The 14,493-nt window shown below is 59.4% G+C and carries 15 protein-coding genes; 6 read left to right on the plus strand and 9 right to left on the minus strand.

Going from position 1 to position 14,493, the window contains the following annotated elements; genetic code table 11:
- Nucleotides 1-73 precede the first annotated feature (73 nt).
- The gene (locus tag H163_RS22455; RefSeq protein ID WP_345702298.1) at nt 74-463 is read right to left on the minus strand and encodes a very short patch repair endonuclease; all 390 of its coding nucleotides are present in this window, start codon (nt 461-463) and stop codon (nt 74-76) included.
- Nucleotides 464-843: 380 nt separating this feature from the next.
- On the opposite strand from H163_RS22455, the gene H163_RS0107990 reads away from it, so the two are divergent.
- The 4 genes from H163_RS0107990 (at nt 844) to H163_RS0108005 (ending at nt 6,222) form a co-directional block, all read left to right on the plus strand.
- Complete coding sequence (locus H163_RS0107990; RefSeq protein WP_147290439.1) at nt 844-2,604, plus strand: hypothetical protein; 1,761 nt, start codon at nt 844-846, stop codon at nt 2,602-2,604.
- Nucleotides 2,605-2,805: 201 nt separating this feature from the next.
- Nucleotides 2,806-3,231 carry a MobC family plasmid mobilization relaxosome protein gene (locus H163_RS24960; protein ID WP_160118269.1) on the plus strand — a complete coding sequence of 142 codons (426 nt, stop codon included), beginning with the start codon at nt 2,806-2,808 and terminating at the stop codon, nt 3,229-3,231.
- Nucleotides 3,228-5,360, plus strand: a complete 2,133-nt coding sequence (locus tag H163_RS0107995) for a relaxase/mobilization nuclease domain-containing protein (RefSeq protein WP_019964046.1) — start codon at nt 3,228-3,230, stop codon at nt 5,358-5,360. Before H163_RS24960 ends, H163_RS0107995 begins: the two co-directional genes overlap by 4 nt.
- 505 nt (nt 5,361-5,865) lie before the next feature.
- Nucleotides 5,866-6,222, plus strand: a complete 357-nt coding sequence (locus tag H163_RS0108005; protein ID WP_019964047.1) for a hypothetical protein — start codon at nt 5,866-5,868, stop codon at nt 6,220-6,222.
- A 122-nt stretch (nt 6,223-6,344) separates the two neighbouring features.
- Here H163_RS0108005 and H163_RS24335 read toward each other — a convergent pair whose 3' ends face one another.
- The 4 genes from H163_RS24335 to H163_RS22460 form a co-directional block, all read right to left on the minus strand.
- Nucleotides 6,345-6,788 (minus strand): hypothetical protein, encoded by a 444-nt coding sequence (locus H163_RS24335; protein WP_147290438.1) that lies wholly within the window; start codon nt 6,786-6,788, stop codon nt 6,345-6,347.
- Nucleotides 6,789-6,801: 13 nt separating this feature from the next.
- Entirely contained in the window at nt 6,802-6,963 is a 162-nt protein-coding gene (locus H163_RS24575; protein ID WP_019964050.1) for a hypothetical protein, read from the minus strand.
- 295 nt (nt 6,964-7,258) lie between these two features.
- A complete protein-coding gene (locus H163_RS0108025) occupies nt 7,259-7,627 on the minus strand; it encodes a hypothetical protein (RefSeq protein ID WP_026355603.1) in 369 nt (122 codons plus the stop codon).
- Between the two features lie 59 nt (nt 7,628-7,686).
- Nucleotides 7,687-8,028, minus strand: coding sequence for a hypothetical protein (locus H163_RS22460; RefSeq protein ID WP_019964053.1), 342 nt, complete (start codon nt 8,026-8,028; stop codon nt 7,687-7,689).
- Nucleotides 8,029-8,709: 681 nt separating this feature from the next.
- On the opposite strand from H163_RS22460, the gene H163_RS0108035 reads away from it, so the two are divergent.
- Both H163_RS0108035 and H163_RS0108040 read left to right on the plus strand, forming a co-directional pair.
- Nucleotides 8,710-10,032 carry a type II toxin-antitoxin system HipA family toxin gene (locus tag H163_RS0108035; RefSeq protein ID WP_026355604.1) on the plus strand — a complete coding sequence of 441 codons (1,323 nt, stop codon included), beginning with the start codon at nt 8,710-8,712 and terminating at the stop codon, nt 10,030-10,032.
- 17 nt (nt 10,033-10,049) lie between these two features.
- Nucleotides 10,050-10,373, plus strand: a complete 324-nt coding sequence (locus H163_RS0108040; protein WP_026355605.1) for a helix-turn-helix domain-containing protein — start codon at nt 10,050-10,052, stop codon at nt 10,371-10,373.
- Here H163_RS0108040 and H163_RS24340 read toward each other — a convergent pair.
- From H163_RS24340 to H163_RS0108055, 4 genes are all read right to left on the minus strand, one after another.
- Nucleotides 10,342-11,007 (minus strand): hypothetical protein, encoded by a 666-nt coding sequence (locus H163_RS24340; RefSeq protein WP_147290437.1) that lies wholly within the window; start codon nt 11,005-11,007, stop codon nt 10,342-10,344. The two genes, H163_RS0108040 and H163_RS24340, sit on opposite strands and share 32 nt — an antisense overlap.
- Nucleotides 11,008-11,165: 158 nt before the next feature.
- Complete coding sequence (locus H163_RS0108045; protein WP_019964057.1) at nt 11,166-12,164, minus strand: isopenicillin N synthase family dioxygenase; 999 nt, start codon at nt 12,162-12,164, stop codon at nt 11,166-11,168.
- Nucleotides 12,165-12,267: 103 nt separating this feature from the next.
- Nucleotides 12,268-13,641 (minus strand): amidohydrolase family protein, encoded by a 1,374-nt coding sequence (locus H163_RS0108050; protein WP_019964058.1) that lies wholly within the window; start codon nt 13,639-13,641, stop codon nt 12,268-12,270.
- The gene (locus H163_RS0108055) at nt 13,638-14,492 is read right to left on the minus strand and encodes an ABC transporter permease (RefSeq protein WP_019964059.1); all 855 of its coding nucleotides are present in this window, start codon (nt 14,490-14,492) and stop codon (nt 13,638-13,640) included. The genes H163_RS0108050 and H163_RS0108055 overlap by 4 nt, the downstream gene beginning before the upstream one ends.
- Nucleotide 14,493 lies beyond the last annotated feature (1 nt).

Here is a 14,493-nt window from a genome sequence, read left to right on the forward strand (position 1 = left end):
TCGATTTCGAAGGGGGGGGCGTTTCGCATTCCCATATCACTTGGACCCGCCAGCCCAAGGTTTCCAGTTCTTTCTAGACTCGTTTGTCGCGGTCAATGTTAGCGTTGAACTTGGCTTCCCATAAGTCCGTTCTTGTTGCCGGGATGTCGCATTTTTTGCACCCGCGGTGCCGATGCCAAAAGCATCCATGAACGAACAGCGCCACGTGATATTTGGGGAAGACGAGATCCAGACGGCCGATAAGATCTTTTCTGTGTAGGCGGAACCTGTATCCCATCGCATGGGCCGCCCTATGGACGATGAGTTCAGGTTTCGTGTTCTTCCCGCCGATCTTTGCCATCAACGCGCTTCGCGTTTCAGGCAAATATAGATCCATCGTACCGTCAAGAGATGCTACCGGTCTGAAACGGCATACCGACTCCAGCCCGAAAAATGCAGGGCAATAACTGTCCCAGAACACCATGCCAAGCTCGTGGAAGGCATCCTATGAAAAACCCCCGCCTGAGCGGGGGGCTTCCGTTTGGCACGGTCATCGGCGTCCCCGCCTGTACCGTAAAAAAATTATGCCGCGCCGGCGATGGAAGAACAAGCCCCTTCCGGTTGGCATTAAATATCCCGGGGACCGGGGCAGAGCCCCGGCGGACCGCAGGTCCGAGAGCTGAGCTGGCTGTTGCTTTCATTTTATCCGTACCGTGCGGTACGCATTGACGGCCGGACTGCCGACAAGCAGCGTATAAAGATAGCCCCCGGTCAACGCGGCTGGAACCGCTCGCGGGGGCATCATTGGACGGATTTTATGATCGCATCACGGATCTATTCCGTCAACCAGATTCTGGTTGACGATTGAGCGGGCGGCTCGGCATAGCACCGAGCCAACCGACGCCCCATCAGATCCAAAAAACTTCTTTGTTTTTTGCAATAAACAAAAAACAAGAAACTGCCGACTTTCAAAAAATCTTCGACGCCGCCGCCGCGCCGCAACTCGCTGCGGATCATGTCCGCGCGCTCGCCGCAGGCGCCCCGGCCGCAGGCCGTGGGCTGCTTGGGAATGGAGGAGCTACGTTTCCGCAGAGCGGAAGACCCGCGACAGCGGCCAACGCGTCAGAGAACAAAACATCAAAAAAACAAAGAGATTTTTCTTCAGCCCCAGGGCGTTGGGGGCTATTGCACAAAATCCAAAAGCTGTGCGCTCCTGCGGACATCCTTGGTCGCGGACCGTCGGTCTGCGGTTGCGGCGTCCCGGCCGACGGACCGGCAGCGACTGGCAGCGTCAGTATACATAAGCGGCCGCTGGCCGACGGCCGCACTCAAGCCAGCGCGTCCGGCTTGTACCGCTGTCAATCGCCGTGGCTCTGTCCGGTCTGCGCCCCGCGGAAAGCGCTTGAGCGGCAGGAAAAGATCGCGCGGGCCGTCGCGGCCGCGCAAGACAAGGGGATGCTCGTTGTAGCAATTGCGCTCACAGCGCATCACACCGCTCACGATTCTCTCAGTGATGTGAAGACCCTTATCGACGGAGCCTCACACTCTGCGCGCGGCGGGCGGGAGTGGAAAGACATTCAGCGAGATCACGGTATTCAGGGCGTGATCGTCGGGAAGGAATCGACAATTTCGCGACGTCACGGCTGGCATTACCATCAACATCTACTCGTCATCGTCGATCCGCCGGAAGCAGTTGTTGATGCTGTTGTGCAGTCGGACGGAGACGAGAACGCAGCGCTTTGGAAAGTCGCTCACGACGCCGGGCAAGCGGTTGCAGACCGTTACGCCGCCGCGATCCGAAATGCAGGCGGCTGGCTCTCGAAAGAGCACGGTACGAAGATCCGTGTGTGCGACAATCCGACGATTGCCGGCGAATATGCGGCGAAGGGGTCTGCCGCGTGGGAAACGGCTGGCGGTCCGACAAAAGCAAAGACTCGCAACGACGCTGGGCAGAGCTTGACGCCGTGGGATCTTGCAGAGCTTGCCTATGCGGGCGACCCGTGGGCGAAGCAAAAATGGGCGGAGTATGTGGAGGAAATGCCCGGCACAGTGTCGTGCCGGGTGTCGTGGCAGCTCGCGAAAAAGCTCGGTATCGAGCCCGAACCTGATACCGAAGGCGGCGGCGAGGAGGTGACGGCGGAAGCCGATTATGTCGTCGGATACGTCGAGGTGCCGACGTGGAAAAAATGGCTGCATCGTAATCTTGTCTCTACATTTCTACAGCGCGTCGAGCTTTACGACGCAGCGGATTTTGATCGAGCTGTCTTCGAAACAAGTGCAGACGCCGATCGTATTGACACCTGGCGCGCGCGCCGGGCGGAGGAGGCCCGCTACGCACGCGAGACGGCACGGACTGCACAAGAAGCGGCTGACGCCGAACTGGCGGTGAAATCCCGCTCGCTCTGGGCGTATCGGATCGCTCGCGAACTCGCGGATTCCGGCTCCGGCGGGCGACGTCAGATCGCTGAAGCGATTTCTCGACTTCCAGACTACGCCGTGCCGCCCGATCCCGAAGATGTCGTTGCCGCGCTCGCGAAAATCAGCCGATTGCTCGATCCGGCGAACGACGATCCGCAGCCGCTGGGCAAATTTGACAATGCTGCTAGACACGCAGTCGTGCGGTAAACCGCCGATCATCTGTCATCAGAAAATCACCGGCGAAATCCCTGATTTTTGCCCTTTTCAGGCTCCCGCGGCATGATTTTTGGGGAAGCCAGGCGCGGGCGGCAACTCCGTTGCCCCCCCGATCTGGCAAGGGGGAGGGCTTCGCCCTGCCCCCGTTGACCCCCACCTGCGCCGTGACGGGCGCTGAAAAAAGGAGACGCCGTGACCGAGCCCGACGACACATCCGCCGAGACTGCCGCTCCCCGTCACCGTCGGTCTGAGACCCGACAGCGGACGGCCTCTGTCTCCACTCGTCTCCTGCCCGCCGAGCGCGCCGCGATCGAGCGTGCCGCCGAGGCGGACGGCGCCGCCTTGGCGACGTGGGCGCGTGAAGCGCTTCTCCACGTTGCCGGAGCCCCCGTTCCGCCTCGGCGCGCAACGCGCACCGATCTCGCCCGCGCGGTTGGTCGATGGACCGGACAGGCCGGGCAACTCGGGAACAACCTGAATCAGCTTGCCCGTCATGCGAACTCCGGCGGCCGCGTTGACCCGGATGCACTCGACCGTCTCGCGGCCGAGGTTCGATCCCTTCATACCGCCGTTACTTCGTATGAAAGCGACGGAGGCGGTGAAGCGAGCTCGGCATGATCGCCGGCGCCGGGCGGCACGCAAGGACTCAGCGCGAATCCCGCGCGCTTGTCGCTCATCTCCTGAAAGATGAGAATTTCCCACGCGTGCGCGTCCTCGGCGGCACGCTTGCAACGGATCTTCCCGGCGTCGTCCGGGATATGGAACGCCTGCGGGATGCGTCGAAAGCTGATGCCGCTGCTTTGCATATCTTTCTGTCGCCGTCGCGAGCGATGTCTGACGACGAGCTTGCTCGTGCTGCTGAGATCGTAATCGGCCACTTCGGCGCCGAGGGGCATCCGGCCGGGCTCGTGTTCCATGATAAAAAGCGCCGCGACGGAGACGGTCATTCCCACGCACACCTCGTCCTTGGCCGCGTCTCCCCGTCCGGAACGGTGCTTGAATCCGGATTCGAGAGAATCAAGATTGAGACGGCCGCCCGGATCATTGAGCACGAGCTTGGCGAGGAACCCACCCTCGGCCGGCATCACAAATCCGCCGTGAAATGGCTTCGCCAGCACGGCAGATCGGACGTCGCCGACTGGCTCGAAGCAGCTCACGGTCCCGACCCCGACAAGCCGCGGTCCGCAGCCTCCCCCGAAAAACGGCAGGCTCTCGCCCGGCAGGGTATAGACCTGTCTGAAACCCGCGCCGAGATCCGGGCCGCCTGGAAGGACGGAAGAGCCGAGGCCGTCCGACAAGCCGGATACGACATCGGGCCCGGCCGGAAATCGGGGGTTTGGATTGTGTCCCGTGACGGTTCGGAAATCGGCTCCCTGGACCGGATCGTCGGTGAGAATCGCGCCGCGATCCGGAGTGCGATGGAAGCCACTCCGGATCAGATTTCGCGCAATGAGAGCAAGTCTTGCGCCGCTCAACGCATTAGAAAGCCCGCTGAGAGCGGTTCTCAACCCGCCGTGGGTGATCCTTTATCGGAAAAATCAGAAAGATTCCGTCCTGAGCGATCCGGAGCAATGCGACCGCGCGACGCCCTGGCCGGCCGGAAAAAGTCGGGCGCCGAGCTTGTTTCGCTCGAGATCGGCGAGCAGGCGCTCCAGTTCGCTCAGGGTTTTCGAGATCGCCTGGACGACCGCCTTGCCGTCGCCTCCGCGCACCGCTGGGTAGAAACTCAGCGAGCGGCCTTGAAAAGCCAGATTCTTGAATCCTCGAAGTCTCCCGCTGATGCCGAAGCGAGGCGCGACGTCGCCCAAGTCCGTCGCGAGCTTGCAGTTCTTGACGCCGCCGAAGCGGCTCTTGGGTCAGACCCCAGCCTTGCTTCCGGGGGAGAAAAGGCGCTGATGGGCGCCGCGCGACGACTGCATGCAGAGCAGACGGCAGCGACCCGCAACGAGATCCGGGACGCCTGGACGGCAGGAGGCATCGCCGGCGTCCGGGCTGCTGGCTACGAAATCGCACCCGGCCGGGTCGGAAATTGGCGAGTTTATCGAGGCGACGCGCCAATCGGCCGACTGCACACTCTGATCGAAGTAGACCGCTCCGACATTCAGCGTCTAATGACGGATGAGATAAGTCCCGCCCCCGCGACGGCAGCAAAAGCCGCAGCGGCAGCTGATTTTCTCAATCAGCGTGAACCGGATCTGAGATCGCGCATCGCAGATCTTGCAAAGCCGGACAAGCTCGCAGATCCCGCCGAGCTCATCGCTACGCGCAAGCACCTGGCCGCCAGCGCGCGGACGCTGGCAGCTTGGAACGCGCAGCACGAAAAACAGATATCAGTTTTGCGTGACGTGACGTCCGCTGGTCGTCCGGAAAGCCTTCTCGCGCTTCTGACCGGTCGCACGTCGCGGCACGACGCTGCCGCCCGGGAGTTGTCGAAACTCTACGCTGAGCGCGAGCCGCTGCTTAAGCCGGTCGCGAAAATGCGAAGAGAAATCAAAATTCTAGAGACGGCACAGGAGACCCGGCAAGCAGCACATGACACAGCCCGCCGGACCGAGCTTGTCCGTCTGCAAGGCGAGCTCGCCTTGCTGCGCGACGCCCGCGCGGCTCTGGCCGCTGACCCGGCGATTGCCCAGGGCGGCGGAAAAGCCCTAGCAGATGCCGCGCGGCGTCACCAGCGGGAACGTGAGCTTGAGCAGCAGCGCGATGCAGATCGCCAGTCCTTCCGAAGCCCGACCCTTCGGAGGTGAATCTCCTGATGGCGCTTCCGCCGAAGCGCCGGCCGGCACATCCTGAGATCAGCTTAAGGAGTGCTCAGGATGTCATATTACGACGATGATGAGTTGGTGACTTGCTCAATCTGCGACAATGACCTGCGTCCGCAGGCAGGGAACTGCAATGCGTGGGGGGACTACATCTGCGACAGCTGCGATTTTCAGGATCGCATCGATAGCAATCCGAATGACGACAATGGACCGCTTCCGGATCGAGGGAGCTTCTTTGATCGTTGAACAGAGAGGGAGTGACTTATGCCAGACGAGCGCGGTGAAGAGATCCGGACAAGATCCGTCGACGCCGCTCGACGCCGGATAAGACGGCGCCGCTCATGCCGTGACCGCGCCCGGATGGCCGTCCTCATCCGCCGCCGGCGCGACCCAGGACGCAAACTTTGGGCGATCATATTGAGCGTAGTGCTCAGTCTTGCGCTCAGCACCACGCCCCCGCCACCGCTAATTTTTGCAAGGAGAAAAGAGGATGGCAAAAGATTACAGCCGAGCGTCGATGTCGAGGCTCGTGAAAGACTGCACGTCCGCGAGAAACAGCCGGAGAGGCTATCTGGAACATCCGTCGACCGCCGAGATCTTCCGTCGTTTGCCGATCGACTTGCGGCTCTGGTACGCGAAAATTATGTACGAGATCAGCGACCCTCTTGCACTTCGCGGAGGCCCGATCAACGCCCGCGAAGACGACTATTTTGAGCTCTGGCGCGCAAAAAGGGATCGCTATCATCCGGAGACACACCCGAACTATCGACCGGACAACCGGAAGCGCGATGAAGACGACGATGACGAAGGCGACGGTGGCTCTCCGGTATCTCCTCCTGGTCCGTGAAGTCTGCAAGGAGATTTTGATTTCATTTCGCGACTCACGAAACCGCCACCCGGCCGGAGGTCAGGGGGAGTTCGCTACAGCGCTTGATGGGGAGCGCGCTTCACTCCCCCTTGACCTTCGGCCTACCCAATTGTTCCTTGACCGCACGACAGACAAACGACGCTAGATTGCGCTGGAGGCTTTTCATTATCAGCGGCATCAAGCCTATCCGCTGCTTCAAGATGAGCATACGTGATGTCAATATTTTGCTGATCAAGATCACCAACAGAATTATCAGAGAATCCGTAAACTTCATCCAACTCTTGAATGGCATGTATGAGAGCAGTCTCTTGGCGCTCTAAATCCTCGATTTTATCGAGAGAATCAAAGTAATCACTGATTACAAAGTAGGCAAGTCCGTACTCGTCTTTTGACAAAGACTCGCGCTTAACATTCGTTACATCGATCCTAGCGAGTAGCGTGAGAGCGCTCCTGAGTGAATTTGCAGTACCGCGAACAGCATATGCTTCACGCTGAAGGTACTGAAGTTCAACTCTGAATTCGGTTTTATATGCATCATAGCTCATTCGACACATCTCTTTAGCTTTTCATCTCTTTTATTTCTTCTTCGGGATGCAGACCCGCTTTCCCAGCCTCGGCGAGGACGGACCATTGATCGATCATCGCTTGAACCTCTTCTGGGGTCGGCCTTAGTGCCTCGAAATAGGCGTTTATCACGTCGTCTACTGTCGGCTTTTTCATGTCGATCTCCCGCAAATCGTGACGTCCGACGTCACACCATGTTGCCTGAGGTGAACCGCGCTTTCCGCAGCCCGGCGGGCATCGTCGGCACTGTCCTCAATGCCGACCGCAAGGGTCTTCACGAACCCGTCTTCACCGGGGCCGTCGAGCATCCAGATCCATCTCCGGCCACCTGGATAATCTCGAAGTCGCTCGACCCAGAGCTCGTAGATTCCAGAATCGGCGGAATAGAAATCTGGGCCACCAGGACCGGAGAGAGCTGCCGGGCGGGGAACACCCGGCGTCCAACTGGGTTTCATCGATCGTCTGCCTCACTGCTCTCTGGAGGCCTTCTGAACGTTCGATCAATTAGCACTGAAAGTTCGAGGCTTTTTTTGCGCAAATAGCGGTAGTTAGTTCTGCCGTGCCAATCTGCGAACTTCCGACCTTCCGGAAGAAACTTGGCAATTAAGGGGCCATCCCAGTTTTCCCGCATTCCGTCATAGTTGAGTTCGCTATGATTTATTTCGGAACTCAGTTTGAGTTTTTGCCCCGGATTTGGGAGTCGGCCTTCAATACGCTCGAATATACGGATGAACTCGGCGGGAAGATCCTCGTTGAGGTTTTGAAGATTGTTGATCGCCTGCCTAATTTGATTGAGTAGTTCTACTATCTCTTCGTCCATGGGACATTCACTCCAGTGTCCTGAGGGAGCTGGAAACCCGACTCCCAGCTGTCGAGGGATCAAGCAACGTCTTGGACGTTCGCGAGGCCTGCCTCGCTGTAGATCAATTTCGCGAGCCATTCTTGACCGAAGAACTCAATGACCCCGGCCGCGTCACTTACAACGGCGGCTTGCCGGGTGTTGCGTTCCCCCGCCCAGGCCGTGCAATTTTCGATCACACAAACGAAGTTTCCGGCGGCAGTTCGGTATAGCTCGAGCTCATCCCAGTTGCCGGTCTGACCGCTGTAGAGCCTGCTCTGGCGGTCTTGGCTGGATTCAACGGACGCAATCAACTCTCCCTGAAACCGCAAGTCCGGTCCGTCGTCCCGCTTGATGAGATATTCCCTAAAATCTGCACTCATGAAGCCTCCTGTGCTTTCGAGTTCGTGTATTCGTCGATAAATTCGACCTTCTTATGGTTTTTCGACCAGATCAAAATGTCAATCAAAAAATAATTGTTGACATAAATTTTTTTTAGAAAGGCATTTTAATAAAATTTCTTCTCTGCGAATCCTTTGGAACTACATGAAGGATTCAAGGATTCTGCCTTTAAGGATTCGAATACATTTAAAGGATTCGATTTAACTTCACGAAGGACTCGGTGCGCGGCTTGCGCCCGCTAAGGGCATGGCGCAAGGACTCGTTCAAGGACTCGAGCGCTCGCGAACCCGCCGACAGGGATTCAGAAAGTTGACAAAATGGGGTGGAGCGTACACACAAAGGTGCACGTCGGATCATCCGGCGCCGTTCCGGGTTTCGGGCCGTTCTGAAAAAATAAATGAAATCAATTTATTGCGGGAAGAGGCCCTAGAACTCCCTCCGGGCCCACCATTTTCAAATTCCATGACTGACCAGCCAGCTTTTCTGATGAAGCCTCTTGGATGAGCGCTGGCTTGCCCATGTTGCCAATCCTTGAAGCCGCTATGCGGCGGGTTCGTGGCTGTCTTCATGGATCACAGCCCTATTGGCGTTTATATAACCCATTATGATGGGTTGAATAAACTCAAATAATGCATTATTTGAACCATTGAAGGGGTCAATTAATGCAGCTGACGCTCCAAACTCATTTTGATGGCGGGTGGCATGGCGCCGCCATGCTGGAACTCAAGGACGGCGAGGGCGGTTTCCTGGGGGCGTCGATCGTCGATTACGATCTCGACTATTTCGTCACCGTCGCATCCGCGGACTTTTCTGCTGGAAAAACGGTCCGGGACCATCGCGCCTTATCAGTCCGTTACCCCGTCGATCTCGAAAATCGATACAGCCGCAGCTGGCCGCCCTTCCTCTTGGATCTTATGCCCCAGGGGCATGCACGGCGACAGCTTGCTGGCCATCTCGGTCTTCCTGAGGGCTCGCGGGCTTCCGATTTGCCGCTGCTTCTGCGATCGGCAACGGGCGGCATAGGCAATATCCGGATCAGGGAAGCGGCGGACGCAGAAACGGAACGGCTACGCGGTGTAGAGCGCCAAGGTGTAACAGAGGCGGAAATCCTTGAGCGCTCGGATCGTTTCATGGAAGTTGCCGATCGCTTCGGAATGCTCGCCTCCGGCTCAAGCGGCCTGCAAGGCGAATGGCCGAAGGTTGCGATGACGCAGGCGAATGATGGCCTCTACTATCCTGACAGCTTCGTGGGGGATGATGAGGCCGTACGCCATGTCATCGTCAAGCTGGTTCGCAGCAACGAGCCTGCGGACCGCCTCATTCTTGAAGGCGAAGCCCTCTATTCGCGGATCGCTCAAGCGATTGGCCTGACTGTCAGCGAACCTTCGACCTATTCTGAAGGCGTCCTGATCATTCCCCGTTTCGACCGGAAGAAGAAAGAAGGCGGCGGCACTGTCCGGCTAGGGCAAGAAAGCCTCGTATCTGCGATCGGCGTTGCCGATTTCGGTCATGTCGGCACGCACGAGACCTATATCGGTGTTCTGCGCCAATTTTCGGCCGATCCCTTCGCGGACATTGTTGAATACCTGAAGCGCGATATCGCCAATCTGGCGCTCGGCAATCCCGACAATCATGGCCGGAACTCGGCTCTCAGCAAGCATCAGGACGGCACGATCCGCCTGTCTCCGCTGTTTGACTTCGCACCCATGCGGCTCGCAAAGGAGGGGATCGTTCGCTCCACCCGCTGGGCCATGATGCGGGACGTTGGCCGCGATCATCTTCCCGACTGGAAGCGCATTTGCGCTGAACTGATGCCAGATTCTGCTGAGCAGAAAGCGCTGGCAGCTATGCTTGCCGAGTTTGCCGAACTCCTGCGGCAGGCTCCCGCCATGGCGAAAGAGCTGGGGGCGGCTTCGGACATTCTGGACCGTGCGATGGGGCGCTGTATCGAAATCACCGATAGCGTGCTGGTGGCGTGTCAGTGATGGCGAAGGACTGATAGATGGCTAGATGGAAGAAGCCCACGAAAGAACAAGTCCTCGAGAACCGGCGCATATTGGCAGAACGCGCCCGAACCGGGGAGTTGAGGCTGCCCGGCGCTGTGGCCGAAATCCGCAAGGGCTTTGGTTTTACTCAAGAGGAGTTTGCCAGGATGCTTGGTTTGACCAGACGCCAGATCGCTGAAATAGAAGCTGGCACAGCAAACCCGACGCTGGAGACACTGGAAAAGATCGGGCGCCTGTTTGGGTTCGAGGTTGGTTTCGTGCCGAAGAATGCCCATGTGGAGCGGGCACCTAAACACCTAGATCCTTTGCACCCTGAATGATCTCTCGATACACTGAACTGCGATAATAAAATGTGCCGCCAATTTGGCTCGGCCTATCGGATGACGTGAGAATGCCGCGGCAACCCAGCTCATGGAGCCATTCTTGACATTGGATTGCCTTCACATCTACACCGACTTCTGCGAAGCTGGCGATAAGTTCGGGTGCGTCGATACAGATCCAATATCCATCGCATTCATCTGTAGTCTCGTAGATTTCGAATGCTCGCTCGCAGCGTGAGAGGGCGATCAATACTTCCTTTGGTAACATCTCAAGCTTTGATGCTGCTCGCCCAATCTTGCCAATATCAGGGAGGGTGTCTGTTGCCCGCAGATCGCCTGCTATAAGTTTGGCCAAGACGGATAGATTGTGTTCATATTCACCAAGGCGCACCTGCTCGAAGAAACGGTATGCCGATGGCAAATAATAGTCCCACTTCTCATTGGATAAGGCGTCTACCCCGCTGCTTCTGATCTCTTCCATTAAAAGTGCCTGTCCGGCCTCCAGTCGCTTTCTTATCAAGACATCTGCGCCAGCCTTGAAGGCTGCCAGCGGTGGCACAAGCGTGGTAACAACCGCAGCGGAAATTTCGTATATATCTCTGGCGGACTTGGACGGTTGTGGCAGTTCGGTCAAACGGGTCTCCATTGATTGTATTCCAGCATGGATCATACACTTGTCGTTTGACTTCTAGCCCACCATTTTCCATCAGAAACCAATTCTCGATGAGGCTGGCCCACCGAGAATTGGCATAAGCCCTTGCAGTTCAGGGCTCAAGGCGCAAGCTCCCCGCGTCACTTCTTGCCGAAGTTCGCTCCGAGGCGCATCTGGATGTAGTCGTGGGCGGTCATCGGTTCGTATTTGCCTTCCGGCCCGGCCAGCACGGTGTCCATGTTGGCCTGTGCGAAATAGGCCATGGAGTAGCGCGGGCCCAGATATTCGCCGGGCTTGGGCATGCGCACCCGGTGCAGGTTGGACAGGAGCTTGTCGTCTGACCAGCGCATCAGCATGTCGCCGATGTTGCAGGTGATCACCCCTTCCAGTGGCGGCACGTCGGTCCAGGCGATGGCGCGGCCCATGCTGTCCTTGCCGGGGCAGACCTGCAGGCCGCCTTGACCAGCCTTCTGGTGCAGCAGGGTGAGGCAGTCGAAGTCCGTATGGGCGCCTGCCCGCCAGAACTTGAAGTCCTCCGGTTTGGCGCCTTCCATGCCGAGATAATGGATCAGGCGCAGGGTGGACTGGTATTCGGCCCGGTCGGGATCATGACCATCCGTGAAGAAGCCCGGGCGGAAGTTCAGGCGGCCTGCAAAACAGTCCAGCACCTTCATGGCCAGCGACCAGTTGTGGCGCTCGAAGGCGAGCATGATTTCCTTGAAGCCGTTCAGCTCCTCTCCGGTGGGCCAGAGCTCGCGCATGCGCGGCAGGGTGATCTGGTAGCTTTCCTTGTGGTCCGGAGTGCCGGTGGAGGGGCGTACCTGCGCCTTGTATTCCCAGCCGGAGTTGGTGCCGGGCCGGAGCGGATACTTTCCCTTCACCTCTGCCGGGAGATCGAAAAAGGCTTCGGAAAGGGTGAAGGCCTCGTCAATAAGCGCCTGCGGAATGCCATGCCCCGTCAGCTGGAAGAAACCGATGCCGGTGGCTGCATCCCACAAGGCATCTGCTATCTCTTCCTTGCGGTTGAAGTAGTCCGACATGTCCACGCGGGGAATGTCGCGCTCCACTTCCTCGCCATAGCCGCCGAAACCGGTTTCCTTGTTCAGTTCGGCAAGGCCGTAAGTTTGTGCCGTTGTCATGCTGTAGTCTCCTTTGAGATTGAGGAGCAATGACCCACGCCGGGATGGCGCTGACAGCTTCTACTCCGGGGTAATCCTGTTCTCTCTCCCGGCGGGAGAGGGATCAGGCGGAAAGAGCCTCCTTCTGATTGGCAAGCCGGGCGGTTGCTTCCGCAGCGGCGAGGCCAAGATCCGGAAGGCTGATGCCGGGCAGGCGCCCGTCCTGCACCACCGGCCTGCCGGCAACAAGGCTGTGGCGCACCTGCAAGGGGCCGCAGATCATTGGGGCAAGGGCCGGATCATGCATGCCGAAACAGGCAGGACTGCCCAGATCGAACAGGGTGATGTCCGCCGCCATGCCCGGTGCCAGCAGCCCCGTGCCGCCGAGCCCAAGCGTGCGCGCGCCGCCCTGCGTTGCCCAGTGCAGCACGGCTTCCGGCACAAGCGCCTGCACGCCATGGGCAGCCCGGTGCAGCGCGAAGGCCGTGTACATGGCCATGCCCATGCCGGCGGCCTCGTTGGCGCCGGCCCCGTCCACGGCGAGCGATACGGTGCCTCCGGCTGCATGAAGGGCTGCTGCCGGGGCTATGCCGGAGCCGAGCCTTGCATTGGCCTGCGGGCAGTGGGCCATGGCTGTGCCTGTCTCGGCCAGAAGCGCGACTTCATAAGGGCTAAGGTCAACGAGATGGGCAAACCAGACGTCATCGCCCAGCCAGTCCTTCTTGGCGAGCCAGGGTACAGGCCTCTGCCCGAAATCCCGTAATGTCTGGCTGGCATAGGCTTCATTTTCCGAAAGATGCGCATGCAGCCTCAGGCCAAGGCGCCGGGCCTCCTGGGCAATTTCGGGCAGGGCCTGCGCATCGAAATTGAAATTCGGCGTGGCCGGGGCGCAGGCAACCCGCCTCATCGCCACGTCTGATGGATCATGCCACTGGCTTGCTGCACGGCTGATGCCGTCGAGAAATCCGGTCAGGGTTTCCATGGGGGCGGGCGGTGTGCCGGGCGTGGTGAAGCTGCGCCCGCGTGTCATGCCGCCGCGTGCCAGCACGAAGCGCAGGCCAAACCTTGCCGCTTCCTCGAAGAGAACGGCAGCCGGATCATAGTCATACTGGCTGGAGAAGATGTAGTGATGGTCGCAGACGGTGGTGGTGCCGCTGAGGGCGAGTTCGGCAAGGCCAATGCGCACCGAGATCCGGAAAGTGTCTTCATCCAGCAGTGGCCAGAGCCGGTAGGGCACCAGCGCCAGCCAGTCGTCCAGCGGCACGTTGAGGCCGGCCGGCACGCCCTTCATGACCGACTGGAACAGATGGTGATGGGTGTTGACGAGGCCTGGTGTCACCACGCAGCCGCTGGCATCAATCACCTGTTCGCCCGGCAAGGGGGAAAGATCACCGATGCTGGCAATCTTCTGGCCTTCGATGCGGATGGCGCCGGAGAAGCGGGTTCCGGCGGCGTCGCCGGTCCAGCCATGGGCGATGTTTGTGATCAGCCGGCTCATCTGTCTGCCTTTGCCATGGACCAGGGGAAGAAAAGCCGCTGGACCAGGCTGACCGCCTGAAACAGCAGCAGCGACATGGCAACCAGAACCGCGAGCCCGGCCCAGGCCTGCGGCAGCTTGAACATGGAGGTGGAGAACTGGATGAAGAAGCCAAGCCCCTTTTCGGCCGCGACAAACTCTCCCACGACGGCGCCGATCACGGCCAGTGTGATGGAGATTTTCAGCCCGGCGAAAATATGCGGCGTGGCATAGGGCATGCGGATTTGCAGGATTTCCCTGTGCCGGGGGGCCCGCAGGCTGCGCGACAGCTCGATCAGCTCCGGCGGCGTTGCCATCAGGCCGGTGGTCATGGAAACGACCAGCGGGAAGAAGGTGATCATGAAGGTGATGACCACACGCGGGGCATCGCCCGTGCCCAGAACCACGATGATGATGGGCGCCACGGCGACGACCGGCACCGACTGGATGACCACCAGAAGCGGGTAGAAGGCGCGGGAGGCAAGGCGCGAGCGTGACAGGCTGATGGCAATGGGCAGCGAAATAACGATGGAAGCCGCATAGCCCAGCAGCGCCACCCGCAAGGTGGCCCAGACATGGCCGATCCAGCGCCCGGCATCCAGCGCGGCAAAGCCACCGGCAATGCGGCTGGGCGCAGGCAGGATGTAGCTTGGCACGGCACAGAGCCAGGTTCCCGCCTCCCACAGCGCCAGCAGGGCCGCAAAGGTGATCAGCGGCAGCACGAAAGGCATCTGCACTAGTCTTTCGCGCAGGTGCAGGGCCTGCCGGGCTTGCTGCGCCTCGTGGCGGGCGGCAGGCGCTCTGTCTGCAAGGCTCGTCGTTTCTGCGCTCATG

The organism is Pannonibacter phragmitetus DSM 14782 (genome assembly GCF_000382365.1).
Lineage (GTDB): Bacteria > Pseudomonadota > Alphaproteobacteria > Rhizobiales > Stappiaceae > Pannonibacter > Pannonibacter phragmitetus.